The sequence below is a fragment of the Sabulicella rubraurantiaca genome (assembly GCF_017355885.1).
In the GTDB taxonomy this organism is placed as follows: domain Bacteria; phylum Pseudomonadota; class Alphaproteobacteria; order Acetobacterales; family Acetobacteraceae; genus Roseococcus; species Roseococcus rubraurantiacus.
Genome location: NZ_JAFEUU010000006.1, coordinates 220240 through 245699, shown reverse-complemented (window position 1 = coordinate 245699; position 25460 = coordinate 220240). Strand labels below are relative to the sequence as shown.

The window sequence follows — 25460 nt, the reverse complement described above, 5'->3', positions numbered from 1 at the left end:
ATGCTCCTTGCCTGACGGGCGCCACGCGCCCTGTTCCCAGGCAACGCGCGGGACGCTAGCGCGTCGCCGCCTGGAGGAAGCGGATCAGCGCCTGCATCTCCTCCGGGTCGGACACGCGCTGCACCGGCATGCGCGTGCCGGGCGTCACCACGTCCGGGCCGCGGGTGAAGAGATCCGCCACCGTCTCCGCAGTCCAGACGATGTCGCCGCGCGCCAAGCGCTCGGAATAGGCGTAGCCAAGCACGCTGCCCATGCGGCGTCCAAAGAGGCCATGCAGGTGCGGCCCGGCCATGGGTGCGGCATCGGGGCGCAGCATGTGGCAGGCCTGGCAGGCGCGCCACACCTCGGCGCCCAGCCTGTCCAGTCCGGCAGGGGCGGCCTCCTCCGCCTCCTGCGTCAGCGGGCCGAGGGGGCGGGAGGTCGCGGCGTCCCAGCGCCGCACGCGACGGTCCTGTCCGCCGCTCCACAGCGTCGCACCATCCGGCGCGAAGGCCAGGGACCAGACCGGCAGGCCCGGTCCTTCCAGCGTCCCGCGCACCCGGCCCAAAGGGAGGTCCAACAGTTCCACCGCGCCGCCGATCGTGCCCACTGCGAGGGTGCGCCCATCCGGCGCGGCGGCCAGGGCGATGACCGGGCGTGGCCCGGTGCGCAGATCGCGCTGCGTCCCCTCGGCGGAGACCAACGTCACCGTGCCGTCCACCCCCGCGACGGCCAAGCTTCCATCCGGCAGGGCAAGCAGGGCCGTGCGAGGCAGGCCGAACTCGGCCAGGGTGCGGGCGGAGCCGTTCGCTTCCCAGCGGCGCAGCGTGCCGTCCTGTCCGGTGCTGTGCAGGGCGCCGCCGGCAAAGGCCACGGCGTTCACGTTGCCCGCATGGCCCTCCAACACCCGCGCCTCCCCGGTGCCGAGATCCCACAGCCGCACCGTGCCGTCCCAGGCGGCGGAGGCGAGGCGGGTTCCTTCGGCGGCCAGTGCGGCGACCGGCTCGGAATGGCCCTCCAGCACGCGTTCCGGCTCGTTGCCTCCCGCTCCCCAAAGGGCGATGCGCGCATCCTCGCCAGCGGTGGCGAGGCGCCCATCGGGCAAGGTAAGGACGGCGTTCACCGCGCCCCGGTGCCAGCGCAGGACGCGGCGGGCACGGCCGGCGGCGGGATCCCAGAGGATGACGGCCTGGTCGAAGCCGCCGGAGGCAAGCAGCGCCCCGTGCATCGCCAGCGCTCGTACCGGCCCGCCATGCCCGGCGAGATCCTGCCCGGCGGCGGGCGAGGCGGCGAGGAGCAGCAGGAGGAGCAGGCGTCGCATGGCGGGCATCTTCCGCGCCGCGTCGCGCCGTGCAAGCGCCCCGGTTCCGCGCCTGTTTCCCCTTGCGCCGCCGCATGGGATAACCATCCCCTTCCGGAGAGCGAGGAGCGCAGCATGGACGGGATGCGGTTCGAGGATTTGTCCGTCGGGCAGAAGGCGCGGTTCAGCAAGACCATCACCGAGGCGGACATCCTGCTCTTTGCTGCAGTGTCCGGCGACACCAACCCGGTGCATATCGACGCGGAAGCCGCCAAAGCCACGGCCTTCGGCGAGCGCATCGCGCACGGGATGCTCTCCGCCTCGCTCATCTCCACCGTGCTCGGGACGCGGCTGCCTGGGCCGGGCACGATCTATCTCGGGCAGACGCTGAAGTTCCGCGCGCCCGTGCGGATCGGCGACACGGTGACCGCGACCGCCGAGGTGACGGCGCTGGACCCCGCGCGGAAACGGGCCACTCTCGCGACCGTTTGCACCGTTGCGGGCAAGACCGTGTTGGAGGGTGAGGCCACAGTGATGGTTCAATCGAAGGGATGAGGCGCGTCTGCGTCTTCTGCGGCGCGGCGCCGGGACGTGACCCCCGCCATGCGGAATTGGCCCGAGCCCTGGGAAGCGCGATCGCGGCGCGCGGGCTGGGCCTCGTCTATGGCGGTGGCAAGGTCGGGCTGATGGGCGTCGTGGCCGATGCGGCGCTGGAAGGTGGTGCCGAGGTGATCGGCGTCATTCCCGACGCGCTGATGGAGCGCGAGCTGGGTCATGGCGGCTGCACTGAGCTGCGCGTCGTCCCCTCCATGCATGTCCGCAAGCAGGAGATGAGCGACCTGTCCGATGGGTTCGTCGTGCTCCCGGGCGGCATCGGCACGCTGGAGGAGGCGGTGGAGATCCAGTCCTGGGCGCAGCTGGGCATCCACGGCAAGGGCCTCGTCTTCCTGGACGAGGATGGCTACTGGGATCCGTATTTCGCGCTGATCGACGGCATGGCGCAGGGCGGCTTCCTGCGCGCCGAGTATGTCGGGCTCGCCATGCGCGCCCGTTCCCCGGAGAAGGCGCTGGAGGCGCTGGCCGAATGGCGCCCGCCCGAATTGACGCGCTGGATGGTCCGCACCGAGGCATGATCCACCAGGACTGGCACGCCCTGCCCGAGGCCGCGCGGGGCGGCACCGTGGCGCTCGGAAATCTGGACGGGGTGCATCGCGGCCATGCCGCCGTGCTGGCCGCCGCGCACCAGGCGCGGCCCGACCTCTCCCTGGCCGCACTCACCTTCGAGCCGCATCCGCGCGAACATTTCCGCCCCGATGACCCGCCCTTCCGCCTGACGCTGCTGCCGGCCAAGGCGACGGCGCTGGCGGCATGCGGCGCGCGTCACGTCCACGCCCTACCCTTCGGCGAGGCGCTGGCCGCCATGGGCGCGGAGGATTTCGTGGAGCAGGTGCTGCATCGCGCCCTGGGCGCGCGTCACCTGGCCTGCGGCGCCGATTTCGCCTTCGGCCACCGGCGCGGCGGCGATGTCGCCTTCCTGGCCGAGGCGGCGGAACGGCGCGGCATCGGGCTTTCCGTGGTGCCGCATGTCTCGGACGCGGAGGGGCCCATCTCCTCCACGCGCATCCGGCGCCTCCTGCAGGACGGGTATCCGGAACGGGCGGCGGATCTGCTCGGCCGGCCCTTCGCCGTGGTGGGGGAGGTGGCGCATGGCGACAAGCGCGGGCGCACCATCGGCTTCCCCACCGCCAATATCTTCCTGGGCCGGCACCTGGAGCCGGCGCGCGGCGTCTATGCGGTGCGAGCGCGCCTTGCCGATGGGTGCGTGGTGCCGGGGGTGGCGAATATCGGTCGTCGCCCCACCGCCGGAGGCGATCCCGTGTCGCGGCTGGAGGCGCATCTCTTCGACTTTGAGGGCGACCTCTATGGGCAGGAGGCGAGCGTGGAACTGCTGCACTTCCTGCGCGAGGAGCGGCGCTTCCCGGATTTCGACGCGCTGCGCGCCCAAATCGCGGCGGATGCGGCCGAGGCGCGGGCCTGGCTGGGCACCTGAACCGCGCTGGCGGGTTTGCCGTCAGAAGACGGTGCAGGACTGGTTGAGCGTGGTTCCTTTGGCGGTGATGCGGACGCTCTGCGTGCCGGCAAACTCGTGGCGGCAGGTCTGCCGCCAGTTGAAACCGGTATGGCCCTCGACCGTCGTGCGGGTCCGTACATACCTTGTGGAAAAGCGCCGGCAGTTCTGGCTGTCGAGCGTGATGCTGCCGCTGCTCCCAACCCGCTCCCAGGTTCCGCCGCTGGTCTGCCCGTCGAAGGTGGCGCGCGCGACGTAAGCGCCCTCGTTGTAGACGCAGACCAGCGCCCCCTCGCCCGATTGTGCTGCGGCTGGCCCGGTCAGGGCCAGAAGGGGGAGAAGAAAGAATACAGGCTTCATAGAATGGCTCCCGGATTGCAATCATAGGATGCAGAACTGGGAGAGATGCGCCAATCGGCTTAACCGATCACTGCCGTCGGCCGCGCTTGACCGGGGGGGTGGGCTGCCAGCATATCCAGGCCATGCACGCGCGCCCGGATCAGCGAATTCCCGGCCCGGTCCTCGCCTGAGGGCCGGGACACGCTGACGCCGCCCACCGTTTACGCCGCGCCGTGCCGCGCGGACCGGATCCACCCATGAATGACGCTCCCGACACCCAGCCCGCCCGCGACTACCGCGGCACGGTCTTCCTGCCGCAGACCTCCTTCCCCATGCGCGGCGACCTGCCGAAGCGCGAGCCGCAATGGCTCGCCCGCTGGGAGGCGGATGCGCAATGGGCGAAGCTGCGGGCGGCCGCGAAAGGTCGCCCGCCCTTCGTACTGCATGACGGCCCTCCTTATGCGAACGGGCCGCTGCATATCGGCCACGCGCTGAACAAGATCTTGAAGGACGTGATCAACCGCGCGGCGCAGATGGCCGGCTTCGACGCCGACTACATCCCCGGCTGGGACTGCCACGGCCTGCCGATCGAGTGGAAGGTCGAGGAGGAGTACCGCGCGAAGAAGAAGAACAAGGACGAGGTGCCGGTGCTGGAGTTCCGCGCCGAGTGCCGCGCCTATGCCCAGAAATGGCTGGACTTCCAGACGGAGGAGTTCAAGCGCCTGGGCGTTGCGGGGGATTTCGCGCAGCGCTACGCCACCATGGACTTCCCCTCCGAGGCGGTGATCGCGGGGGAGATCGGGCGCTTCCTGCTCAACGGCTCGCTGTATCGCGGCCTCAGGCCCGTGATGTGGAGCCCGGTGGAGAAGACCGCCTTGGCCGAGGCGGAGATCGAGTATGCGGACCATGTCTCGCCCATGCTGTGGGCGCGGTTCCGCGTGGCCGAGGGCGCGCTGGCGGGTGCGAACCTCGTCGCCTGGACGACGACGCCCTGGACCATCCCGGCCAACCGCGCTTTGGCGGTGAACCCTGAGCTGGATTATGCGCTCGTCCACGTGAATGGCGATGAGGGGCTGTTCCAGGCGGGCGAACGCCTCGTCGTCTCCATGAAGCTGCTGCCCGACTTCACGGCTGCCACCGGCCTCGGCGCGCATGACGTGGTTCGGTTGCTGAAGGGCGAGGAGCTGGTCGGGCTGCAATGCCGCCACCCCTTCGCCGGCCAGTTCCCCGAGAGCGACCTCTACGAGACGCCCCGCCCGGTGCTGGCGGGGGATTTCGTCACGGACGAGGCTGGCACGGGCATCGTCCACATGGCGCCCGACCATGGCGAGGACGACTTCAATCTGTGCCGCGCGCACGGCATCCCGGCGATCGAGAGCCTGAACGACGACGGCACCTATGCCGAGAAGATGACCGGCGTCGCCGGCCTTCACGTCTTCAAGGCGCATGACCGGGTGTGGGAGCTGTGCGAGGCCGCCGGGACGCTGGTGGCGAAGGGGAAGCTCTCCCACTCCTACCCGCATAGCTGGCGCTCCAAGAAGCCGGTGATCTTCCGCGCCACGCCGCAATGGTTCATCGCCATGGACGACGCGAACGCGATCCGCACCAAGGCGATGGACGCGATCGCGGCGACGCGCTTCATCCCCGAGGTGGGGCGCAACCGCATCGGCGCCATGGTGTCGAACCGCCCCGACTGGTGCATCAGCCGCCAGCGCGCCTGGGGCGTACCCATCGCCGTCTTCGTGGAGAAGCGCACCGGCGAGGTGCTGCGCGACGAGACGGTGATGCGCCGCATCGTGGACGCCTTCCGCAGCGAGGGCGCCGATGCCTGGTACCAGCCGGATGCCGCCGCCCGCTTCCTGGGCAACGAGCGCAACCCGGATGACTACGAGCAGGTGATGGACATCGTGGATGTGTGGTTCGAGTCCGGCTCGACCCACGCCTTCGTCCTGGAAGGGCGCGGCATGCCCTGGCCGGCCGATCTCTACCTCGAAGGCTCGGACCAGCATCGCGGCTGGTTCCAGTCCTCCCTGCTGGAGGCGGTGGGGACGCGCGGCGTCGCGCCGTTCAAGTCCGTCCTGACCCACGGCTTCGTGCTGGACGAGGGCGGGCGCAAGATGTCCAAGTCTCTGGGCAACGTCACCGCGCCGCAGGAGGTGATCTCCAAGTATGGCGCGGACATCCTGCGGCTCTGGGTGATGAACTCGGACACGGCCGAGGATCTGCGCATCGGCAAGACCATCCTGGAGCAGCAGGCGGAGCTGTATCGCCGCCTGCGCAACTCGCTGCGCTGGATCCTGGGCGGCCTCGCCGGCTTCACTGAGGCGGAGCGCGTGCCAGTCGGCGAGATGCCGGAGCTGGAGCGCTGGGTGCTGCACCGCCTCTCCGAGCTGGATGCGCGGGTGCGCGGCGCGGTGGCGAGCCATGACTGGTCCGGTGTGGTGCCGGAGATCCATGGCTACTGCGCCACCGACCTGTCGGCCTTCTGGTTCGACATCCGCAAGGACGCGCTCTACTGCGACGGGGCCGACAGCCTGCGCCGCCGCGCGGTGCGGACCGTGCTGGACCATCTGCATCGCTGCCTCTGTGCCTGGCTGGCGCCGGTGCTGGTCTTCACCGCGGAGGAAGCCTGGCGCGCCCGCTTCGGCGAGGAGGCGGAGAGCATCCACCTTCAGCTCTTCCCCGAGATCCCGGCGGAGTGGCGGGACGAGGCTCTGGCGGCGAAATGGGCCCGCATCCGCGAATTGCGGCGCGAAGTGACGGGGGTGATCGAGGCGGCGCGCGCCTCCGGCCAGGTCGGCTCCTCGCTCCAGGCCGCGCCGACGCTGGCGCTGCCCGAGGCGGATCGCGCCCTGCTGGACGAGGAGGGCTGGGCCGAGGTCAGCATCACCTCCGGCTTCACGCTGGAAGCGGGCGAGGCGCCTGCCGCGCGCTTCGCCGCCGCCCCCGGCAGCAAGTGCGAGCGCTGCTGGCGCGTCCTGCCCGAGGTGTCCGCGGCGCACGGCCTCTGCCGCCGCTGCGAGGCGGTGGTGCAGCCATGAGCCTGCGCGCCGCCGGGCTGCTCTTCGCCCTGGTCCTCCTCGTCCTGGACCAGCTTTCGAAATGGTGGGTGCTGGAGGTGCTGCGCCTGCCCGAGCGGCGCAGCCTGCCCTTGCTGGAGGCGGGACCTTTTGGGCTGGACCTTACCATGGTCTGGAACCGGGGCGTCACCTTCGGGATGTTCTCCGGCGACGGGGCGTGGAATCACCTCATCCTCGCCCTGCTGGCCATGGCGGTGGCGGCGCTGCTGCTGCGCTGGTTATGGCGGGCGGAGAATCTGTGGGCCGCCCTGGCGCTGGGTGCGGTGATCGGCGGCGCGGTCGGCAATGTCATTGACCGATTCCGCTTCGGTGCCGTGGTGGATTTCGTGGATGCCTATGCCTGGGAATGGCACTGGTATGTCTTCAACATTGCCGATGCCGGCATCGTGTGCGGCGTGGCCGTGCTGGTGGCCGACGCCTTGATTCGGCCCGAGGGGAAGCGCAAAGAAGCGCCATGAAGCACGGCCTCTCCCTGGTCCTTCCGCTCCTGCTGCTCTCGGCTTGCGGCGGGGACACCGCCCGCACCCTCGGCCTGACGCGTGACGCGCCGGACGAGTTCCAGGTGACCACCCGCGCGCCGCTCTCCATGCCGCCCTCGCTGGGCGACCTGCCGCGGCCGCGCCCCGGCGCCTCCCGGCCGCAGGAAGTCTCCTCGGCCGTGCAGGCGCAGTCGGCCCTGGTGCCTGGCGCCGGGGTGAGCGGTGCCGCCAGCCGCGCCACCCCCGGAAGCGGCGAGATGGCGCTGCTGGGTTCCGCGGGCGGGCCGGCCGTGACCGGCGACATCCGCACCCGCGTGGACGAGGAAAGCCTGCGGCTGGAGCGGACGGACCGGAACCTGGTGGACCGGCTGATGTTCTGGCGCGAGCAGGACCCGCCGGGCATCCCGGTGGACCCGGCGCGCGAGGCGCAGCGCCTGCGCGAGAACGCGGCGCTGGGCCGCGAGGCGGTGGAGGGCGAAACGCCGGTGATCCAGCCGCAGCGCCGCCGCGGCCTGTTCAACTGGAACCTCTTCTAAGCTTCGCGCAGGGCGGGCATCCTTCCGACGGAGGAAGGAAACGCCATGCCCACACGCCGAGCCCTGCTCGCCACCCCGGCCCTCGTCCTGGCCGGGGCCGCCCGCGCCCAGAACGCGGGACCGCGCTTCGAAAGCATCCACCGCTTCAACACCCCCGCCGCGCGGCAGGGGGTCTGCGCCGACGCCACCCGCACCTGGGTGGTGGATGACCGGCTGATCATCGGCTTCGACCGCGCTTCGGGCGCGGAATTCGCGCGGTTCGAATCGCCGCGCGAGGGGCCGATCATCCACATGAACAGCCTGTCGCTGCATGAGGGGCGCATCTACGCCGCCCATTCCAACTACCCAAGCGAGCCCATGCTGTCCTCCGTCGAGATCTTTGACGCGGGATCGCTGCGGCATGTGGGCAGCCATTCCTTCGGCATCATGCCGGGCAGCATCACCACATGGGAATGGCATGACGGCGCGTGGTGGGCGGTCTGGGCCAATTACTCGCGCGTCTTCGGCCAGAGCCAGCGTCCCTACGGCAACACCTGGTGGACGCATCTGACGCGGCACGACGCCACGCTGCGCCAGACCGGCGGCTGGACCTTCCCGCCCGACATCCTGCGGCGCGCGGAGCCGATGAGTGTCTCCGGAGCCTCCTGGGGGCCGGGTGGCTTCCTGTGGTGCACCGGCCATGACCACAAGGAGGCGTATGCGCTGCGCCTGCCCACAATGGGGTCCGTGCTGCAGCCCGTGCACACCGTGCCGATCGAGGCGGAAGGCCAGGCCATCGCCTGGGAGAAGGGCGACGGCAACGTGCTGTGGCAGATCATCCGGTCGCGGCGCGAGGTGGTGGCGCAGAGGCTGACCGGGTTGTGACATGAAAAAGGGGCGGTCCCGCGCGGGACCGCCCCCTCCCCCATCCGGCTCAGGTGCCGGAGGCCGGGGCCTCCTGCGTCTGGCCGCGCGTCTTCCAGAGCGAGAAGACGACGCCGCCCGCGATCAGCGCCAGGGTGACGCCGAGCGAGATGGCCGGGTCCAGCTTCCCGACGATCCCGTTCCAGAAGATCTTGCCGCCGATGAAGACCAGCACCAGGGCAAGGGCGTATTTCAGGTATTCGAAGCGGTGCACCATGGCGGCGAGCGCGAAGTAGAGGGCGCGCAGGCCCAGGATCGCCATGATGTTGGCCGTGTAGACGATGAAGGTGTCGGTGGTGATGGCGAAGATCGCCGGCACCGAATCCACCGCAAAGACCAGGTCGGCGATGTTGATCACCACCAGCGCCAGGAAGAGCGGCGTGGCGGCCAGCACCAGCTTGCCCGTCTTCCCGTCCGGGATGCGGACAAAGAACTTCTGGTCGTGCAGTTCGCCGGAAACCCGCATGTGCCGCTTCATGAAGCGCACCACCGGGTTCTTGGACACGTCCGGATCGGACTCGGGCACCACCAGCATCTTGATGCCAGTGATGATCAGGAAGGCGCCGAAGAAGAACAGCACCCAGCCATGTTCCTGCACCAGGGCGGCGCCGGCGCCGATCATGATGCCGCGCAGCACGATCACCGCGACGATGCCCCAGACCAGGGCGCGGTACTGGAAGCGGCGGGGAATGGCGAAGTAGCCGAAGATCAGGCTGATGACGAAGACGTTGTCGACAGAGAGCGCCTTCTCGATGAAGAAGCCGGTGAAGAAGGTGATCCCGGCATGGGTCCCGTCTTCGGTGGCGAGGATTCCGCTCTCATAGGCCCACCAGATGGCGCCGCCGAAGATCATGGCGAAGCCGATATAGAAGGCGGAGAGCCAGAGACTCTCGCCGATGCCCATCTCTCGGTTGTCGCGGTTCAGCACGCCGAGGTCGAAGGCCAGCAGCGCCGCGACCACGGAAAGGAACCCGGCCCACATCCAGACCGGCTTGCCCACCCATTCCAAAAGCAGGAATTCCATTCTGTATCCCCTGTACGCGCGCGGCTTCGGAATCTCTCGGCCGCGCAGTGGCTGAGAGATCCGACATCGCGGGGGCGGCCATCAGGAGCCGCCCGGCGCCAGAGGGGCCCGGATCGGGGAGCGTCCTAGCCGAATGGACATTCGGCAATCAAGCAGAAATGCAAATTGGCGGCCTCCGGGGGAATACGGTTGCGGGACGGGGTCCTGCCTCCCACATCAGCCCTGGCGCTTGGCCACCGTTTGCGCGCCGCGCGCCGCCGGATTAGGGTCCGGCCAGAACGCTTTTTCGGGATCGAGGCTCACACATGGGTTCCTTTAGCATCTGGCATTGGTTGGTCGTCCTGCTGGTCGTCCTGCTGCTGTTCGGCAGCGGCAAGATCAGCGGGCTGATGGGGGACCTCGCCAAGGGCATCAAGTCGTTCAAGCAGAACATCAAGGAAGACGACGCGGCCGACGCCTCGATGACTGCGGAGAACGCCCCGCCCGCGACGGGCACCATCACCGGCCCGGCCGCCACCACGGCCAACCCGGCCCCGGGCGCCACGACCACCGCCACCACGACGGGCAACACCGGCCGCCCCGCGGCCTGATCCGGGCGTGACGCCGCTTCCCGGCGCGGCGGTCGAGGCCATCCGCGCCGCCGGCCGCCGCATGGACGCGCGCGGCTGGGTTCCGGCCACCGCCGGCAACATCTCCTTCCGCCTGTCCGATGGGCGCGTGGCCATCACGCGCTCCGGTTTCCACAAGGGCTTCATCCCGGAGGACGGGGTGATGGCGGTGGACCTGGACGGCCGTCCGGAGGATGCCGCGCTGCGCCCCTCGGCCGAGACGGGGCTGCATTGCAGCGTGTTCCGCCGCTTCCCCGAGGCGCGGGCGGTGCTGCACGGACATTCCGTCGCGGCCACCACCCTGTCGCGCCTCGTCGGCGACGGCATCACCCTGGCCGGGTATGAGCTACTGAAGGCCTTCCCCGGCCTTCCCACCCATGAAGCCGCCATTCGCCTGCCGGTGCTGGACAACGACCAGGACATCGCGTGCCTCCAGGCCCGGGTCGAGCATGCCTGGGACGCGGGGGCAGCCACGATTCCGGGCTATTTGATCCGGGGCCACGGAGTTTATGTATGGGGTGCCGACATGCCGGGCGCGTTGCTGCGGCTGGAGGCGCTGGAATTCATGCTCGCCTGCGAGCTGGAACTTCGGAGACTACGCCCATGAGCCGACTGACCGTGTGGGACGCCTCGACCCAGGAGGAGACCCTCCGCACCGAGGATGCGAACGAGATCGCGCGCACCCTGTCCGGGATCGGCGTGCGTTTCGAGCGCTGGCCGGTGGCCGACCTGCCCGCCGGCGCTTCCGCGGATCAGGTGCTGGAAGCCTACAAGCCGCGCCTCGACGCCTTCCTGGCCGAAACCAAGGCCGGCACTGCGGACGTGATCCAGCTGACGCCGGACCACCCGATGAAGGACGCGCTGCGCGACAAGTTCCTGAAGGAGCACACCCACACTGAGGACGAGGTCCGCTTCTTCCACGAGGGCGCGGGCAATTTCGTGCTGCATGTGGGCGGCAAGGTCTATGACGCGCATTGCACGAAGGGCGACCTGATCTCCGTCCCCGCCAACGTGACCCACTGGTTCGACAGCGGCGACAAGCCGGCCTTCACCGTGCTGCGCGTCTTCACCGAGACGAGTGGCTGGACCCCGCACTATACGGGCAGCGACATGGCGGAGCGGTTCCCGGTCCAGGTCGGCTGATGCCGGCCGCGCATGTGCTGACGGACATCGAGGGCACGACCACCGCCATCGCCTTCGTCCACCGCACCCTCTTCCCCTATGCGGCGGAGGCGATGGCAGCGTTCCTGCGCGACCATGGCGCTGAGCCGGAAGTCGCGGCGATCCTTCGCGACGTGCCTGGCGGGGAGCGGCTCGATGACAAGCTCGAAACGCTGCGCGGCTGGATGGCGCGCGACGCCAAGGAAACGCCGCTGAAGGCGCTGCAGGGGCTGATCTGGCGCCAGGGCTACGCGGATGGCGCGCTGCGCGGCCATCTCTGGCCCGACGTGGCGCCGGCGCTGCGCGCCTGGCACGCGGGCGGCGCGCGGCTTGCCGTGTATTCCTCCGGCAGCGAGGAAGCACAGCGCCTCCTGTTCCGTCATTCCGAGGCGGGCAACCTGGAGGGGCTGTTCGAGCGCTTCTTCGACACGCGCATGGGCGCGAAGCGCGAGAACGCCTCCTATGCCCGCATCGCAGAGGCATGGGGCACGGAGCCGGGGCGCATCCTGTTCCTGTCCGACGTGGCGGAGGAGCTGGACGCGGCGCGCGGTGCCGGGCTGCTCACCTGCCAGATCGTACGGGCGGAGGACGGGACGGAGCGTTCCAGCCGCCACCCGGTCGCGCGCGATTTCGACGAGGTTCCTTTCGCGGCCGCAAAGGGTTAAAGCGGAACGCGTCCGGATGGCCTCATCCGGGCGCGAGACGATGCTCCTGCAAACCAGAGGCTGGGCCGTGCCGCGCTGACGCGGCGCAGCCCGAAAGGCCGCGACCGGAGAGGCCCCCCATGCTGACGACCTACACCGTCGAGAACGGCGTGCTCTCGCTGCGCGACGGCGTGCAGGACGTGCAGGCGCTGCGCCGGGCGGTGTGGATCGACCTGCTCCAGCCCACGCTGGAGGAGGAGCGCGCGGTGCAGGATGCGCTGAACCTGGAGATCCCGACGCGGGAGGAGATGCAGGAGATCGAAAGCTCCTCGCGCCTCTACCGCGAAGGCGACGCGCTGGTGACCACGGCCTCCTTCCTGTTCGGCGCCGACACGAATGATTTCGGCTCCACCCCCATCTCCTTCGTGCTGACGGGACAGAACCTCGTCACCGTGCGCTACGCCACGCCGCGCGCCTTCCCGGTCTTCGCCGCGCGGTGCCAGAAGGGGCCCATCCTGCTGTCCAGCCCGGACGCGGCGATGCTGCACCTGATCGAGCAGATCGTGGACCGGCTGGCCGACATCCTGGAGCGCATCGGCGCCGACATGGACCGGGCCAGCCAGGCGACCTTCCGCAACGCGCGCGGCATCCCTGCCGCCGGCAAGCGCGACCGCGACCTGAAGGACGCGCTGATCACGCTGGGCCAGGTGGGGGAGGTGACGTCGCGCGCCTCGGAAACGCTGCTCGGCCTGTCGCGCATCCTCACCTTCCTGACGGCGGAGAAGTCGGTCGCCATCCGCAAGGAGAATCAGGGCACGATCAAGACCCTGGTCCGCGACCTCCGCTCGCTGACGGAGCATGCGAACTTCCTGAGCAACCGCGCCACCTTCCTGCTCGACGCGCTGCTCGGCATGACCAATGTCGAGCAGACGGCGATCATCAAGACCTTCACCGTGGTGAGCGTGGCCCTGATGCCGCCCACGCTGATCGCCAGCATCTACGGGATGAACTTCCAGCACATGCCGGAGCTGGAATGGGTGCTGGGCTATCCCTGGGCGCTGCTGCTCATGGTGGCGACGGCCGTGCTGCCGGTCTGGTACTTCAAGCGGAAAGGATGGCTCTAGTCCCCACAAAACCTGCTTCGCAGATTTTGGGGGGCCCCGTTCAGACGCTTCGTTCTGGCTGGCCTGCTCCGTTGCCGCGGCGAAGCCGCGGCGCCGACCGGGACTTTCCGGGGATAGAAGGCGTCCCGGTGCGGGTGTAGGCGGGCGAGGGCGCTTGACGCGGCTTCGCATCGCGCCATTGCTCGTCCGGAACAGCAGGAGAGCGTCCCTTGCCCCAGACCTATCGTATTCCCGCCTCGCCCGAGACCATCCGCTGGGGCACCTTCGACGCCGCGCACAAGCCGCTGCTGGAGGTGGAGAGCGGCGACCTCGTCATCCTGGAATGCGTGTCCGGCGGGCCGGAGGTGATGCCTCCTGCTGATTCGCCAATGCGCGTGCCGCCCGCCCTCGCCGCCATCCATGCCAGCAACCCGCCGCGCCCCGGCCCGCACATCCTCACCGGCCCGGTGGCGGTGAAGGGTGCGGAGCCGGGCGACGCGCTGCGCGTGGACATCGAGAAGATCGAGTTGGGCGCCGATTGGGGTTTCTGCGGCTTCCGGCCGCTGGGCGGGACCATCCCCGAGGACTTCCCCTACCGCCACCTCCTCCACATCCCGGTGGACCGCGAGGCGCGCACCGGCACCGTGCCGGTGGGCGGCGGCATCACCCTGCCGCTCGCGCCCTTCTTCGGCGTGATGGGCGTGGCGCCGCCTGCCGAATGGGGCGCCATCTCCACCAAGGAGCCGCGCGCCCATGGCGGCAACCTCGACAACAAGGAGATCGGCGAGGGCGCGACGCTCTACCTGCCCGTCCACGTGCCGGGGGCGATGTTCAGCGCCGGGGACGGGCATGGCGTGCAGGGCGACGGCGAGGTGTGCATCAACGCGCTGGAGATGTGCCTGACCGGGCATTTCCGCCTGACCCTGGAAAAGGGGGCGAAGCTCGCCTATCCGCGCGCCGAGACCCCGACCCACTTCATCTCCATGGGCATGCACGAGGACCTGGACGAGGCGATGAAGCGGGCGCTGCGGGAGATGATCGCCTTCATCGCCGCCCGCGCCAACATGTCGCCCGCCGATGCCTACCTGCTCTGCTCCCTGGCGGTGGACTTCCACGTCACCCAGACGGTGAACGGGGAGAAGGGCGTGCACGGGATGCTGCGCAAGGGGTTGCTGTTCTGAAGGGCCCTGCCCCGCCCGGACATGGACGAATCGTGAAGGCGGAGAAGGCTTGACCCCCCTCCCGCCGCGGCCCTTCACTTCCCCAACGAGGGAGAGAGAGGGGAAAGTCTTATGATTCGCAGCATCCTGGCCGCGGCCGCGCTGGCCGCCGGCCTGTTCGTCGCGCCGGCGGCGCAGGCCCAGGCCACGCTGGACGCGATTCGCGCGCGCGGGTCGCTGGCCTGCGGGGTCAACACCTCCGCGCCCGGTTTCACGACGCTGGACGCGCAGGGGCGCTACCAGGGCATGGTGGCTGACCTTTGCCGGGGCCTCGCCGCCGCGGTGCTGGGCAATCCGGACCGGGTGCGCTTCGTGCCGCTGACCTTCGCCACGCGCTTCACCGCACTGGGTGCGGGCGAGGTGGACGTGCTGATGCTCACCTCCACCCACACGCTGCTGCGCGACACCCAGCTGGGGCTGCGCTTCACCACCTACTACTTCTATGACGGCCATGGCTTCCTGGTGCGGCGCGACAGCAATGCGCGGCGGGTGCGCGACCTGGCCGGCGCCACGATCTGCACGCTGCAGGGCACGACCAACGAGCAGATCACCAGCGAGTATTTCCGCTCCCTGAACGAGCGGGTGAACATCCTGCTCTTCGCGGAGCAGGAGCAGGTGGTGCAGGGGCTCGGCTCCGGGCGCTGCGACAGCTACGCCATGGATGCCTCCGGCCTCGCCTCGGCGCGCGCCGCCCTGCCCCGCCCGGCGGACTGGGTGATCCTGGACGAGCGCTTCTCCAAGGAGCCCTACGCCCCCGTGGTGCGGCGCGGCGACGACAACTGGTTCGACATCGTTCGCTGGTTCGTGTCCGCGCTGATCGAGGCGGAGGAGCGCGGCATCACCACCGCCAATGCCGAGGAAACCCGTCGCACCACCCAGGATGCCAATGTCCGCCGCCTCCTCGGCGTGACGCCGGAGCTGGGCCAGGCGCTGCGCCTCGACCCCGCCTGGGCGTTCAACGCGGTGCGCGCCATCGGCAATTACGGCGAGCTCTACAATCGCCATTTCGGCGAGAACACGCCCATCGCCATGCCGCGTGCCCAGAACGACCTGTGGACGCGCGGCGGGCTGCTCTACGCGCCGCCCTTCCGCTGAAGGCGGCGATCCGGTCCCCTGTGTCACGCTTTTTGTTGACGCAGGGCGGGGCGGCGCAACAGCATCGCCCCGACAATGGACAAGGTCGGGGCAGGCAAGGCATGTGGGGATCGATGAAGCGCGCCGTTCTGGCGGCGGCTTGCGTCATGGGCGTTGCTTCAGCGGCGCAGGCCGGACCGACGCTGGACGCGGTGCGGGCGCGTGGGCAGCTGGTCTGCGGCATCCATACCGGGGTGGCGGGCTTCGCCCTGCCGGATAGTCGCGGTGCCTGGCAGGGCATGGACGTGGATCTGTGCCGGGGTCTGGCCGTGGCGATCTTCAACGACGCCAACAAGGTGCGCTTCGTCCCGCTCTCATCCTCCACGCGCTTCACCGCGCTGGGCTCGGGAGAGGTGGACGTGCTGTTCCGCACCTCCACCCAGACCATGCTGCGCGACACCACCCTGGGGCTGCGCCACGTCGCCACCTATTTCTATGACGGGCACGGCTTCCTGGTCCGGGGTGACATGAACGTGCGGCGCGTGCGCGACATGGGCGGCGCGACGATCTGCGTCCTCCAGGGCACCACCAACGAGCAGGTGACGGCGGATTACTTCCGCTCGGTCAACGTGCCCTTCCAGCCGGTGGTGTTCGAGCGGACGGACCAGGCGGCGGCCGCGCTGCAATCCGGGCGCTGCGACGCCTTCGGCTCCGATGCCTCGCAGCTGGCGGCCGTGCGCTCCACCATGCCCGACCCTGCGCAGTGGCAGGTCATGCCCGAGCGCTTTTCCAAGGAGCCCTACGGCGCCTATGTCCGCCGCGGCGACGAGGACTGGTTCGAGCTGGTGCGCTGGTACACCTACGCCGTCATCGAGGCGGAGGAGCAGGGGGTGAACCGTGACAACGTGGCGGAGATGCGCCGCACCAGCACCAACCCCAACACGCGCCGCCTCCTGGGCGTGACGCCAGAACTCGGACAGTCCCTGAAGATTGACCCTCTCTGGGCGGTCAACGTGATTCGGGCCATCGGCAATTATGGAGAACTTTATAATCGCCATTTCGGCGAGAACACGCCCATTGGACTGCCGCGCGGCCCCAACAATCTATGGACCAATGGCGGGCTGATGTACGCGCTCCCGCTGCGGTAGCAAGCCTCCCGCGGTCACAATCTTCCTGAACCGTCGCTGAACCAAAATCGGAAAATCACTAAGTTTCGCATTTTTCACCTTTCATGCGGCGTCCCGGCAACGCTAGACTGGGCATTGTCGTGAGGCTGATCGGTGTCCGAACTCCCTGGCGACGACCGAAAGGCCGTCCGAATCATGGTTTGCGCGGGAAGTCCGGGACTCAAATGAACGTGATCCACTCCGAAGCCCCCAAGGCCGAGACGCGCGCTGCTACGCCGGTGCCTGCGGAACTCCCGGCCGAGGCGGCGCAGGCGCCGCGCCGGCGCGGGCTTTGGCTGTGGGGCCTTGCGGCCCTGGTGGCAGCCGGGGGCGGCTGGTTCGCGATCGAAGGCCGGCGGGAGGCCGCAGTCGCCGTTCCGGCGGAAGCTGCGCCGCGCCTGCCGGCGGGCGAGTTCCGGCTGAGCGATGCCGAATCCCGCTCTCTGCGCATCGAGACGGTCGCCGCCCACGCCTTTCGGCCGGAGCGCGTCGCCGAGGGCCGCATCACGGTCAACGAGGACCGCTCCACCCCCATGCTCTCCCCCTATACCGGGCGGGTGACGCGTGTCTTCGCGCGGCCGGGCGAGGTGGTGGAGGAAGGCGCCCCCCTCTACGAGATCGAGACCCCCGACGTGACCGCCGCGGCCAATGACCTGCTGTCGGCGCTGGAGAACGCCCAGAAGTCCCGCGTGGCGCTCGAGCAGGCGCGGCGGGAGCAGGCGCGCCAGCAATCCCTGCTCTCCGCCCGCGCCACCTCCCAGCGCGAGGTGGAGCAATCCAACCTCGCCCTCGCGGGCGCCGGGGCCGACCTCCGCTCCGCCGAGGCGCAGCTGGAGGCGGCGCGCGACAAGCTGCGCGTGCTGGGCCGTTCCCGTGCCGAGATCTCGGAGATCGAACGCACGCGGCAGGTGAGCGGCGTTGTCACGGTGCGGGCGCCGCTGGGCGGCACCGTCACCCAGCGCCGTGCCGCGGCGGGGCAGTGGCTATCCGCCGGCCAGGGCGACCCGGTCTTCACCCTCAGCGACCTGTCCAGCATGTGGCTCGTCGCCGCGGTGCGCGAGATGGACGTGCCCATGATCCGCGAGGGGCAGCCAGTGGAAGTGGCGGTGAGCGCCCTGCCCGGCCGCCGCTTCGAGGCGCGCATCGTCCGCATGAATCCCGGCTTGGACGCCGCCACGCGCCGCCTCACCGTGATGGCCGAGGTGCAGGACCCCGAGCGCGTCCTGAAAGCCGAGATGTTCGCCACCTTCCGCATCGCGGTGGGCGAGGCGGTGGAAGCCCCCGCCGTACCGGTCGGCGCGGTGATCTTCCGCGGCTCCGACGCCTTCGTCTGGACGGCGCAGGAGGGCGGCCGCTTCAGCCAGCGCCACGTCCAGCTCGGCATCCGGCAGGGCGACCTCCTCCAGGTGACGGATGGGCTTGCCGCGGGCGAGCGGATCGTGACTGGCGGCGCCCTCTTCATCGACCGCGCCGCGCGCATCGACTGACCAAAGGTCCTTTACCATCATGCGGCAGATCGTCGCCTTCGCCCTGCAGCAGCGGGCGCTCGTGCTCCTTGTCTTCGCGGTGTTCATCGCCGCCGGCGCCTATGGCTTCGCCAAGCTGAACATCGAGGCCTATCCGGACCCCGTTCCGCCCCAGGTCGTGATCATCACGCAGAATGCGGGCCAGAGCGCGGAGGAGATCGAGCGCTACGTCACCATTCCGGTCGAGCTCGCCATGGCCGGGCTGCCCCACCTGAACTCCGTGCGCTCCACCTCGCTCTTCGGCCTGTCCGACGTGCGGGTGCAGTTCACCTTCGCCTACACCTACGAGCAGGCGCTGCAGCAGGTGCTGAACCGCCTCGCCGTGCTGCGCGACCTGCCGGATGGGGCGCAGCCCACCATCTCGCCCCTGTCGCCCATTGGCGAGATCATGCGCTACCGCGTGGTCGGCCCGCCGGGTTTCTCGGTGGACGACCTCAAGACCCTGCAAGAATGGGTGCTGGAGCGGCGCTTCCGGCGCGTGCCCGGGGTGGTGGACGTGTCCTCCTTCGGCGGGCGCTCCAAATCCTACAACGTCGTGGTGGACCTGCCGCGGCTCAACGCCTTCAACCTGTCCCTGCCCGCGGTGATCCAGGCGGTGCGCGCCGGCAACGTCACGGTGGGCGCGGGCATGATCCAGATCGGCCCGCAATCGGCCGTGGTGCAGGGTGTCGGCCTCATCCGCTCCATGGAGGACATGCGTAACATCGTCCTCGGCGCCAGCGACGACGGCACCCCCGTCCTGCTGTCGGACGTGGCGAGGGTGGAGGTGGGCAACCTGCCGCGCCTCGGCATCGCGGGACACGAGTCGGACGAGGACGTGCTGCTGGGCACCGTGCTGATGCGGCGCGGCGAGCAGACCCTGCCCACCATCCATGGCGTGCAGCGCGAGGTGGCGCGCATCAACGCGGGCGGCGTGCTGCCGCCCGGCGTGCGGCTCGAGGTGATCTACGACCGTGAGGAGCTGGTGAAGGTCACCACCAAGATGGTGGTGAAGAACATCATCCTCGGCGTCGTGCTGATCCTGATCATCCAGTGGCTGTTCCTGGGCGATCTGCGCGGCGCCTTTGTCGTCGCGGCCACCATCCCCTTCGCCTTCTTCTTCGCCGTCCTGCTCATGCTGGCGAGAGGCGAGAGCGCGAACCTGCTGTCCCTCGGCTCGCTGGATTTCGGCCTGCTGGTGGATGCGACCATCATCATGGTGGAGAACATCTACCGCCACCTGTCCCTGGCCCGACGGCAGCCGCACCATATGGGGGCGACGGTGCCGGGCATCACGGGCATCTCGCAGATTATCCTTCGCGCGGGGGGCGAGGTGGGCAAGCCCATCGCCTTCGCGCTTCTGATCGTCATCGTCGCCTTCATCCCGCTCTTCACCATGGGCGGCATCGAGGGGCGCATCTTCGGCCCCATGGCCAAGACCTACGCCTATGCCATCGGCGGGTCGCTGGTCGCGGCCTTCACCGTGGTGCCCGCGCTGTCGGCCGTGCTGCTGCGCGAGGACAGCCAGGAGCGCGACACCTGGCTGGTACGGCACATGCGCCGTGCCTATGCCCGGCTCTACGCCGCCGCGATGCGGGCACGCGAGATTTCGCTGCTGCTCGCCGGCGTGCTGGTCGCCGCCTCCATCTTCCTTCTCTCCCACATGGGCGCCGAGTTCCTGCCGACGCTGGAGGAAGGCAACCTCTATGTCCGCGCGACCATGCCCGGCTCCATCAGCCTGGAGGAAGGGCACCAGACGGTGCAGGGCATCCGCGCCACGCTGCTGGAATTCCCCGAGGCGCTGACCGTCACCTCGCAGCAGGGGCGGCCGGATGACGGCACCGACCCGGCCGGCTTCTTCAACGCGGAGTTCTTCATCCCGCTGAAGCCGCCCGGCCAGTGGACCACGGCGCACAACCGCCTCGGCCTCGTTGCTGCGATCAACCATCGGCTGGAGCAGCGCTTCCTCGGCGTGCAGTTCTCCTACGCGCAGATGATCTCGGACAACGTGCAGGAGGCGGCGTCGGGGGTGAAGGGCGAGAACGCGATCAAGGTCTTCGGGCCGGAGCTCGACGTGCTCACCAACTACGCGGACCGCATCCAGCGCCTGCTGAACCGCGTGCGCGGGCTAGATGACGTGGCGGTGTTCCCGACACTGGGCCAGCCCACCGTCGCCGTGACCATCGACCGCGCCCGCGCCGCGCGCTTCGGCCTCGCCGTCGAGGCGATCAACGACGTGGTGCAGGCGGCGATCGGCGGGCGTGAGTCCGGCCGGCTCTACGAGCCGGGCGGCGACCGCAACTTCCCGATCGTCGTGCGCCTCGCCGCGCCCTACCGCAACGATCTGGAGAGCATCAGCCGCATCCCCGTCGGCGGGCCGCGCGGCGCCGTGCTGGGGGACGTGGCCGATGTGCGCCTCGTCTCCGGCACCGCCTATGTGTATCGCGAGGACGGGACGCGCTACGTGCCCATCCGTTTCTCCGTGCGCGGACGCGACCCGGCCAGCGCGGTGCGCGAGGCGCAGGCGCTGGTGGCGCGCGAACTGCAGATGGCACCGGGCTACCGCCTCGACTGGGTGGGCGAGTTCCGCAACCTGCAGGATGCGGTGGGGCGGCTCCTGCTGATCGTGCCCGTGGCGCTCGCGATCATCATGGTCCTGCTCTACGTGCAGTTCAGCAACATCCGCGAGATGCTGCTGGTCATGGCCATGGTGCCCCTGTCGCTGGTCGGCGGCATCCTGGCGCTGGCGGCGGCGGGGCTGAACTTCTCCGTCCCGGCGGCGATCGGCTTCCTGGCGCTATTCGGCATCACGGTGATGGAGGGCATCATCCTCCTGTCCCATTTCAACCATTTGCGGCACGAGGGCATGCCCTGGCGGCAGGCGCTGGACCAGTCGGGCCAGGACCGGCTGCGCCCGGTCTTCATGACCTGCTTCGCCTCCTTCTTCGGCCTGCTGCCCATGGCGCTCGCCACCGGCATCGGCGCCGACGTCACCAAGCCGCTGGCGCTGGTGGTGGTGGGCGGCATCGGCCTCGTCCCCATCTTCATCCTCGTCACCTTCCCGGCACTGATCGACCGGTTCGGCCGCCCGCGCGACCTCGCGCGCAGTGAGGCGGTGCTGGCCGAGCGGCGCGCCCGCGCAGGACTTCACGCATGAAGCGTTTGCTCCTTGCCGGCGTGGCGCTGCTCGCCCTCGCCGGACCCGCCTTCGCGCAGGAGGGGCGCCAACCCCCCAGCGGCTCGCAATCCCTGCCCTTGCCGGCCGGAACGCCGGTGCTGCGCCTCGCCGAGGCAGAGCGGCTTCTCGTCGAGCGCAACCTCGCCGTCATCGCCGCGCAGCGCGGCGTGGATGCGGCGCGGGCACAGCGCCTCGTTTCCTCCTCGCGGCCACCGCCGGAGGTGAGCGTGGGCAACACCTTCGCCCAGTACACGGAGTCGAGCCGCCGCAGCATCCGGGACGCGCGCTTCCTGTCGCCCTCGACCAACATCAATGCCGGGCTGACGATGCTGATCGAGCGCGGCGGCAAGCGCGAACTGCGCACGCGCCTCGCCGACGAGAACATCGTGGTGGCGGAGGCGCAGGTGCTGGACGCGCTGCGCCTTCAGCTCTTCACCCTGCGCCAGTCCTTCATCGCGGCCCTGGCGGCGCGCGCCAATCTGGAAGTCGCGTTCAACAACCGGGAGAGCCTGGACCGAACGGAAGCGCTGCTCAGCCGGCAGGTGCGGGACGGCGCGATTCCCGAGGGCGACCTGCTGCGCTTCCAGGCCAGCCGCCTGCCCTTCGAGGCCGATCTCACCACCGCCGCACAGGCCTATGCCGCCGCCGTGGCGCAGGTGGCCGTGACCCTCGCCGCCGATGCCGCGTCCTTCAGCCCGACCCCGCAATCTGCGCGGCCGCAGCGGCGCGAGACCCCCTCGCGGCCGCGCCTGGTGATGCCGCCCGTCGCCTTCGACCTGCGCGGCAATTTCGAGGCGCGTCCCGAGCCCGGCGTATCACAGGGCGAATTGCGGGATGCGGTGCAGAGCCGGCCCGACGTGGTGGTGGCTTCACAGCAATTTCGGGCGGCGGTGGCGAATACCGACCTCGCCCAGGCGAGCCGCTACCGCGACGTGACGGCCAGCGCCGGCTGGAACCGCACGCGGCTGTCGCAGGACCAGCCCGAATCCTCGCGGCAGATCTACGCCAACAACGAATTCTCCTTCAATCTCTCGATCCCAATTTTCACCAACCGGATCACGCAGGGGAATATTGGCGTGGCGCGCGGCCAGCAGGGCCAGGCGGAGGCGGTGGCGCGCGCCGCTCTGCTCCAGGCGCGGGCGGATTTCGCCACGGCCTGGGCCAGCTACGAGCAATCCCGCAACCTCCTGCGCATCTTCACCGAGGGCGGCGCGCTGAACCGGGCCGAGCAGGCCTATCGCTCATCCGAGCAAGCTTATTTGGCGGGGGGGCGGACGCTGGTGGACGTTCTGGACGCGCTGCGGACGCTGAACGCCACGCGCGTCGCAGCCAACAACGCACGCCAAGCCTATCTGACTGCCCTTGCGCAGCTCGAGGCGGCGACGGGCGTCAGCGGGATCGCGCCGCGCCTCTGAGGCGCGGCGCCCACAGCACGGCCAGGAGCGGCACGAGCCAAGCCACGCGTGCGCCGTAGCGGTGATGCGGCATGGACAGCGCACCGGTGGCGAAGGCATTGCCGACCACCCCCGCCAGCACGGCGAGGATGAGCCCCGCCTCGCGCCGCCGCTCGGTGCGCCAGGCGCGCAGTGCCCAGAGTGTAACGAAGGGCGCGGCCAGCGCGACCAGGCTGGGGTGCAGCCAAGCGATGATGAGGGCTTTGTCCAGCAGCAGGTCGCGCTGCTGCGCTGCCGCCTCGTAGGCGCGAAGCTCGGCGGGCGGGAAACCCTGGACGAGGCGAGGCATCACCCCCTCCCCCACGTCCGAGCGTGCCAGCGTGTCGCCGATCCGCATCAGGCCGAGCTGGCGCAGCCCGTTGCCCAGCGCCTGCCATGCCAGGGTCAGCGGCTCGCGCCGGATCGTCTCGTGCACGATCTCCCGTGCCTCATCGGACAGCAAGGCGCCGCCGAGGAAGCGCGGCTCCCCGTCGGGGCCGCGATTCACCGGGCTGTCGCCGCTCCACAGGAACAGATCCGAGTTGGTCGGCAACGTGCCGGCGAAGGCGCAGAGATACCAGCCGCGCGCGGGACACAGCGCCTCCACGGTGCGCGCGGCGGGGCCATCGGCGACGAGGCGTGCGAGCAGGAAGGTGGAACCGTGCGGCGAGAGCGAGAGCCGCCCATGCCCGACGAGATTGGTCGCGAGCAGCAGCAGCACGGCGCCGGCCAGCGGCATCGCGGCGCGCAGCAGGGCGCGCCATTCACGCAGCAGCACCGCCAGCGCCAGGATGACGAGCAGCATCGGGATGTTGGACAGATGCGCCGCCGCCGCGACGCTGCCTAGCAGCGTAAGCCACGCGCGCTCGCCCTGCCTCAGCCCCTCCCAGTGCCAGCCGAGCAGAACGGCGCAAAGCAGCGCCACCGGCACCAGGATGTCCGGCATGATCATCGCCGCCGACCAGGGCGCGGTGGTGAAGAAGGCCAGGGCGGTGCAAAGCGCGAGGTGACGCAGCGGCGCGGCCTGCCCGGCGGCGCGGGCCAGCAGCCAGACCAAGTGCGAGACGATCAGGCCTTGCAGCAACACGGTGCCCCAGAGCGACACGTGCCAATGCCCCAGCAAGGCAAAGGGGCCGTAGATCCAGGGCTTGTCCCAGATCATCAGCGGTTCGACCGTCTGCGCCAGGAAGGCGGCGCTGTCGGAGAAGAGCAGCGGGTAGCCGTTGAGGAAAGCGGGCCAGACAAGAAGCACCGCCCCGCCCAGTATGGCGGCGGCCTGCGTCACCAGCGCGAAGCGGCGGCCTCGTCCGTCGCCCGCGCCTCCACCCAGCGCGAACCGCCTTCGGCCAGTTCCTCGCGCTTCCAGAACGGGGCCTTGGTCTTCAGCCAGTCCATCAGGAAGGCGCAGGATTCCAGCGCGGCGGCACGGTGGGCGCTGGCGGTGAGGACGAGGACGATGGGCTCGCCCGGGGTGATGCGGCCGTGGCGGTGGATCACGGTGCAGGCCGTCAGTGGCCAGCGCGCCATCGCCTCCTCCGCGATGCGGAGCAGGGCGCGCTCGGTCATGCCGGGATAGTGTTCCAGCACCATGGCACGGAGGCCGTCATCGGCACGGCAGAGCCCGGTGAAGGAGGCCAGCGCCCCAACATCCGTGCGCCCCTCGGTGAGGCGCGCGGCTTCCGCCGCCGCGTCGAAGGGCGCTTCCTGGACGAGGATGCGCGGCGCCATCTCAGCCGCCCGTGACCGGGGGGAAGAAGGCGACCTCATCCCCCGGCGCGACCGTGGTGTCCGGGGTGGCGAAGTCCTGGTTCACCGCGGCGCGGATGGTGCGGCGGTTCTCGAAGGCCGCCGCATGGCCGGGCGAGCGCGCGGCCAGGTGATCCACCAGCGCCGCGATGTCGCGCACGCCGTCCGGTAGGGCGATCTCCTCCTCCGCCACACCGGTCCTTTCGCGCACCCAGGCGAAGTAGAGGATCTTCATGCCGTCACCGCGGGGTGGGAACCTGCTCCACCCGGCCCGGTTCGATGATGGTGGTCACGGCACCGTCGCGGATAGCGACGCCCGGCCCTTGCGGCGACAGCGTGGTGGAGACGTTGCCGGTGCCGGTGGTCGTGGTGGTCGGGCCGCGCATGGTGGGCAGCACCTGACCGTCGGCGCGGAAGGGGCGCGGCGGCGGCTCGGGGATGGGGACGTTGGGCTGCACCACGTTCTCCGGCGCGCGCTGCGGCGGGAAGTTGAGCGGGTCGGGCGGCGGCGAGGAGGAACCGCGCCGGGCACCGCGACGGATCTCGTTCTCCGGGTCGTCCATCCCCATGCGCTGGTTGCCGACGCCGCGCAGCGCCTGATCCGGATTGGCCAGGGTGGCGCGCGGCGCGTCCTCGGCCGGCCACATGTCGCCCGGCTCGGGACGCAGCGCCGCCATTGGTTCGGGCGCCACGCCGCCACTGCGGACGCGCTGCACCGTCAGGCTGTCACCCGGCGAGGCGGCGCGCATCCCGCCCCATTGCGGTCCATAGCGCCCGCTGAAATCGGTCAGCCCGTCGGTGAGACGAGAGAAGCCCCGCTCGAACCCGGCGCAGCCCGGCAGGAGCAGCACGAGGAACAGCAAGGGGAGCGGTCGGAGACCCATCAAGAACTCCAGGGCATCGGCAGGAAGGTG

Annotated in this window: 25 protein-coding genes; 18 read left to right on the top strand and 7 right to left on the bottom strand. The window is 70.0% G+C overall.

Going from position 1 to position 25460, the window contains the following annotated elements; all coding sequences use genetic code 11:
* Positions 1-55 precede the first annotated feature (55 nt).
* Positions 56-1300 carry a c-type cytochrome gene (locus tag JTJ31_RS13185; protein WP_207539120.1) on the bottom strand — a complete coding sequence of 415 codons (1245 nt, stop codon included), beginning with the start codon at positions 1298-1300 and terminating at the stop codon, positions 56-58.
* A gap of 114 nt (positions 1301-1414) precedes the next feature.
* On the opposite strand from JTJ31_RS13185, the gene JTJ31_RS13180 reads away from it, so the two are divergent.
* The 3 genes from JTJ31_RS13180 to JTJ31_RS13170 are packed head-to-tail and all read left to right on the top strand — an operon-like array spanning position 1415 to position 3329.
* The gene (locus JTJ31_RS13180) at positions 1415-1834 is read left to right on the top strand and encodes a MaoC family dehydratase (protein WP_207539119.1); all 420 of its coding nucleotides are present in this window, start codon (positions 1415-1417) and stop codon (positions 1832-1834) included.
* On the top strand, positions 1831-2412 hold the full coding sequence (locus JTJ31_RS13175) for an LOG family protein (protein WP_207539118.1): 582 nt from the start codon (positions 1831-1833) through the stop codon (positions 2410-2412). Before JTJ31_RS13180 ends, JTJ31_RS13175 begins: the two co-directional genes overlap by 4 nt.
* Entirely contained in the window at positions 2364-3329 is a 966-nt protein-coding gene (locus tag JTJ31_RS13170) for a bifunctional riboflavin kinase/FAD synthetase (RefSeq protein WP_408015413.1), read from the top strand. The genes JTJ31_RS13175 and JTJ31_RS13170 overlap by 49 nt, the downstream gene beginning before the upstream one ends.
* A 21-nt stretch (positions 3330-3350) precedes the next feature.
* Here the strand turns inward: JTJ31_RS13170 and JTJ31_RS13165 are convergent, their stop codons facing one another.
* Entirely contained in the window at positions 3351-3707 is a 357-nt protein-coding gene (locus JTJ31_RS13165; protein ID WP_207539117.1) for a hypothetical protein, read from the bottom strand.
* A gap of 236 nt (positions 3708-3943) precedes the next feature.
* Between JTJ31_RS13165 and ileS the strand changes: the two genes are divergently transcribed.
* Genes ileS through JTJ31_RS13145 form a run of 4 tightly spaced genes read left to right on the top strand, consistent with a single transcriptional unit; the run spans position 3944 to position 8645 of the window.
* Positions 3944-6727: an isoleucine--tRNA ligase gene (ileS, locus tag JTJ31_RS13160; protein ID WP_207539116.1), complete on the top strand. Its 2784-nt coding sequence runs from the start codon at positions 3944-3946 to the stop codon at positions 6725-6727.
* The gene (lspA, locus tag JTJ31_RS13155; RefSeq protein ID WP_207539115.1) at positions 6724-7224 is read left to right on the top strand and encodes a signal peptidase II; all 501 of its coding nucleotides are present in this window, start codon (positions 6724-6726) and stop codon (positions 7222-7224) included. The genes ileS and lspA overlap by 4 nt, the downstream gene beginning before the upstream one ends.
* Complete coding sequence (locus tag JTJ31_RS13150; protein WP_207539114.1) at positions 7221-7781, top strand: DUF3035 domain-containing protein; 561 nt, start codon at positions 7221-7223, stop codon at positions 7779-7781. Before lspA ends, JTJ31_RS13150 begins: the two co-directional genes overlap by 4 nt.
* Positions 7782-7826: 45 nt before the next feature.
* The gene (locus tag JTJ31_RS13145; RefSeq protein WP_207539113.1) at positions 7827-8645 is read left to right on the top strand and encodes a hypothetical protein; all 819 of its coding nucleotides are present in this window, start codon (positions 7827-7829) and stop codon (positions 8643-8645) included.
* 49 nt (positions 8646-8694) lie between these two features.
* Here JTJ31_RS13145 and JTJ31_RS13140 read toward each other — a convergent pair whose 3' ends face one another.
* Positions 8695-9708 carry a TerC family protein gene (locus JTJ31_RS13140; RefSeq protein ID WP_207539112.1) on the bottom strand — a complete coding sequence of 338 codons (1014 nt, stop codon included), beginning with the start codon at positions 9706-9708 and terminating at the stop codon, positions 8695-8697.
* A 305-nt stretch (positions 9709-10013) separates the two neighbouring features.
* Between JTJ31_RS13140 and JTJ31_RS13135 the strand changes: the two genes are divergently transcribed.
* The 11 genes from JTJ31_RS13135 to JTJ31_RS13085 all read left to right on the top strand — a co-directional run bounded on the left by JTJ31_RS13135 (position 10014) and on the right by JTJ31_RS13085 (position 22782).
* Positions 10014-10298, top strand: coding sequence for a twin-arginine translocase TatA/TatE family subunit (locus JTJ31_RS13135; protein ID WP_207539111.1), 285 nt, complete (start codon positions 10014-10016; stop codon positions 10296-10298).
* A 7-nt stretch (positions 10299-10305) separates the two neighbouring features.
* Positions 10306-10923 carry a methylthioribulose 1-phosphate dehydratase gene (locus JTJ31_RS13130; protein WP_328805733.1) on the top strand — a complete coding sequence of 206 codons (618 nt, stop codon included), beginning with the start codon at positions 10306-10308 and terminating at the stop codon, positions 10921-10923.
* The gene (locus JTJ31_RS13125) at positions 10920-11459 is read left to right on the top strand and encodes a 1,2-dihydroxy-3-keto-5-methylthiopentene dioxygenase (protein WP_207539110.1); all 540 of its coding nucleotides are present in this window, start codon (positions 10920-10922) and stop codon (positions 11457-11459) included. Before JTJ31_RS13130 ends, JTJ31_RS13125 begins: the two co-directional genes overlap by 4 nt.
* Positions 11459-12142 carry an acireductone synthase gene (gene mtnC / locus JTJ31_RS13120; protein WP_207539109.1) on the top strand — a complete coding sequence of 228 codons (684 nt, stop codon included), beginning with the start codon at positions 11459-11461 and terminating at the stop codon, positions 12140-12142. The genes JTJ31_RS13125 and mtnC overlap by 1 nt, the downstream gene beginning before the upstream one ends.
* A gap of 119 nt (positions 12143-12261) precedes the next feature.
* Positions 12262-13245 carry a magnesium transporter CorA family protein gene (locus JTJ31_RS13115; RefSeq protein ID WP_207539108.1) on the top strand — a complete coding sequence of 328 codons (984 nt, stop codon included), beginning with the start codon at positions 12262-12264 and terminating at the stop codon, positions 13243-13245.
* A gap of 209 nt (positions 13246-13454) precedes the next feature.
* The gene (locus JTJ31_RS13110) at positions 13455-14405 is read left to right on the top strand and encodes an acetamidase/formamidase family protein (protein ID WP_207539107.1); all 951 of its coding nucleotides are present in this window, start codon (positions 13455-13457) and stop codon (positions 14403-14405) included.
* A 111-nt stretch (positions 14406-14516) separates the two neighbouring features.
* Positions 14517-15539, top strand: a complete 1023-nt coding sequence (locus JTJ31_RS13105) for an amino acid ABC transporter substrate-binding protein (RefSeq protein WP_207539106.1) — start codon at positions 14517-14519, stop codon at positions 15537-15539.
* A 113-nt stretch (positions 15540-15652) separates the two neighbouring features.
* Positions 15653-16666: an amino acid ABC transporter substrate-binding protein gene (locus JTJ31_RS13100; RefSeq protein WP_207539105.1), complete on the top strand. Its 1014-nt coding sequence runs from the start codon at positions 15653-15655 to the stop codon at positions 16664-16666.
* 203 nt (positions 16667-16869) lie between these two features.
* On the top strand, positions 16870-18171 hold the full coding sequence (locus tag JTJ31_RS13095) for an efflux RND transporter periplasmic adaptor subunit (protein WP_207539104.1): 1302 nt from the start codon (positions 16870-16872) through the stop codon (positions 18169-18171).
* A gap of 19 nt (positions 18172-18190) precedes the next feature.
* Positions 18191-21346: an efflux RND transporter permease subunit gene (locus JTJ31_RS13090; protein WP_207539103.1), complete on the top strand. Its 3156-nt coding sequence runs from the start codon at positions 18191-18193 to the stop codon at positions 21344-21346.
* Entirely contained in the window at positions 21343-22782 is a 1440-nt protein-coding gene (locus JTJ31_RS13085) for a TolC family protein (RefSeq protein WP_207539102.1), read from the top strand. The genes JTJ31_RS13090 and JTJ31_RS13085 overlap by 4 nt, the downstream gene beginning before the upstream one ends.
* Here JTJ31_RS13085 and JTJ31_RS13080 read toward each other — a convergent pair.
* Genes JTJ31_RS13080 through JTJ31_RS13065 form a run of 4 tightly spaced genes read right to left on the bottom strand, consistent with a single transcriptional unit; the run spans position 22757 to position 25430 of the window.
* A complete protein-coding gene (locus JTJ31_RS13080) occupies positions 22757-24085 on the bottom strand; it encodes a hypothetical protein (protein ID WP_328805732.1) in 1329 nt (442 codons plus the stop codon). The genes JTJ31_RS13085 and JTJ31_RS13080 overlap by 26 nt on opposite strands.
* Entirely contained in the window at positions 24082-24528 is a 447-nt protein-coding gene (locus JTJ31_RS13075; protein ID WP_207539101.1) for a molybdenum cofactor biosynthesis protein MoaE, read from the bottom strand. Before JTJ31_RS13075 ends, JTJ31_RS13080 begins: the two co-directional genes overlap by 4 nt.
* A 1-nt stretch (position 24529) precedes the next feature.
* A complete protein-coding gene (gene moaD, locus JTJ31_RS13070; RefSeq protein ID WP_207539100.1) occupies positions 24530-24781 on the bottom strand; it encodes a molybdopterin converting factor subunit 1 in 252 nt (83 codons plus the stop codon).
* 4 nt (positions 24782-24785) lie between these two features.
* On the bottom strand, positions 24786-25430 hold the full coding sequence (locus tag JTJ31_RS13065) for a hypothetical protein (protein ID WP_207539099.1): 645 nt from the start codon (positions 25428-25430) through the stop codon (positions 24786-24788).
* Between the last annotated feature and the right edge of the window lie 30 nt (positions 25431-25460).

Bases quoted from the DNA above. Each gene is read 5' to 3' on its own strand.
- JTJ31_RS13185 (WP_207539120.1), bottom strand. From the start codon at position 1,300: ATGCGACGCCTGCTCCTCCTGCTGCTCCTCGCCGCCTCGCCCGCCGCC.
- JTJ31_RS13180 (WP_207539119.1), top strand. From the start codon at position 1,415: ATGGACGGGATGCGGTTCGAGGATTTGTCCGTCGGGCAGAAGGCGCGG.
- JTJ31_RS13175 (WP_207539118.1), top strand. From the start codon at position 1,831: ATGAGGCGCGTCTGCGTCTTCTGCGGCGCGGCGCCGGGACGTGACCCC.
- JTJ31_RS13170 (WP_408015413.1), top strand. From the start codon at position 2,364: ATGGCGCCCGCCCGAATTGACGCGCTGGATGGTCCGCACCGAGGCATG.
- JTJ31_RS13165 (WP_207539117.1), bottom strand. From the start codon at position 3,707: ATGAAGCCTGTATTCTTTCTTCTCCCCCTTCTGGCCCTGACCGGGCCA.
- ileS (WP_207539116.1), top strand. From the start codon at position 3,944: ATGAATGACGCTCCCGACACCCAGCCCGCCCGCGACTACCGCGGCACG.
- lspA (WP_207539115.1), top strand. From the start codon at position 6,724: ATGAGCCTGCGCGCCGCCGGGCTGCTCTTCGCCCTGGTCCTCCTCGTC.
- JTJ31_RS13150 (WP_207539114.1), top strand. From the start codon at position 7,221: ATGAAGCACGGCCTCTCCCTGGTCCTTCCGCTCCTGCTGCTCTCGGCT.
- JTJ31_RS13145 (WP_207539113.1), top strand. From the start codon at position 7,827: ATGCCCACACGCCGAGCCCTGCTCGCCACCCCGGCCCTCGTCCTGGCC.
- JTJ31_RS13140 (WP_207539112.1), bottom strand. From the start codon at position 9,708: ATGGAATTCCTGCTTTTGGAATGGGTGGGCAAGCCGGTCTGGATGTGG.
- JTJ31_RS13135 (WP_207539111.1), top strand. From the start codon at position 10,014: ATGGGTTCCTTTAGCATCTGGCATTGGTTGGTCGTCCTGCTGGTCGTC.
- JTJ31_RS13125 (WP_207539110.1), top strand. From the start codon at position 10,920: ATGAGCCGACTGACCGTGTGGGACGCCTCGACCCAGGAGGAGACCCTC.
- mtnC (WP_207539109.1), top strand. From the start codon at position 11,459: ATGCCGGCCGCGCATGTGCTGACGGACATCGAGGGCACGACCACCGCC.
- JTJ31_RS13115 (WP_207539108.1), top strand. From the start codon at position 12,262: ATGCTGACGACCTACACCGTCGAGAACGGCGTGCTCTCGCTGCGCGAC.
- JTJ31_RS13105 (WP_207539106.1), top strand. From the start codon at position 14,517: ATGATTCGCAGCATCCTGGCCGCGGCCGCGCTGGCCGCCGGCCTGTTC.
- JTJ31_RS13100 (WP_207539105.1), top strand. From the start codon at position 15,653: ATGAAGCGCGCCGTTCTGGCGGCGGCTTGCGTCATGGGCGTTGCTTCA.
- JTJ31_RS13095 (WP_207539104.1), top strand. From the start codon at position 16,870: ATGAACGTGATCCACTCCGAAGCCCCCAAGGCCGAGACGCGCGCTGCT.
- JTJ31_RS13090 (WP_207539103.1), top strand. From the start codon at position 18,191: ATGCGGCAGATCGTCGCCTTCGCCCTGCAGCAGCGGGCGCTCGTGCTC.
- JTJ31_RS13085 (WP_207539102.1), top strand. From the start codon at position 21,343: ATGAAGCGTTTGCTCCTTGCCGGCGTGGCGCTGCTCGCCCTCGCCGGA.
- JTJ31_RS13075 (WP_207539101.1), bottom strand. From the start codon at position 24,528: ATGGCGCCGCGCATCCTCGTCCAGGAAGCGCCCTTCGACGCGGCGGCG.
- moaD (WP_207539100.1), bottom strand. From the start codon at position 24,781: ATGAAGATCCTCTACTTCGCCTGGGTGCGCGAAAGGACCGGTGTGGCG.
- JTJ31_RS13065 (WP_207539099.1), bottom strand. From the start codon at position 25,430: ATGGGTCTCCGACCGCTCCCCTTGCTGTTCCTCGTGCTGCTCCTGCCG.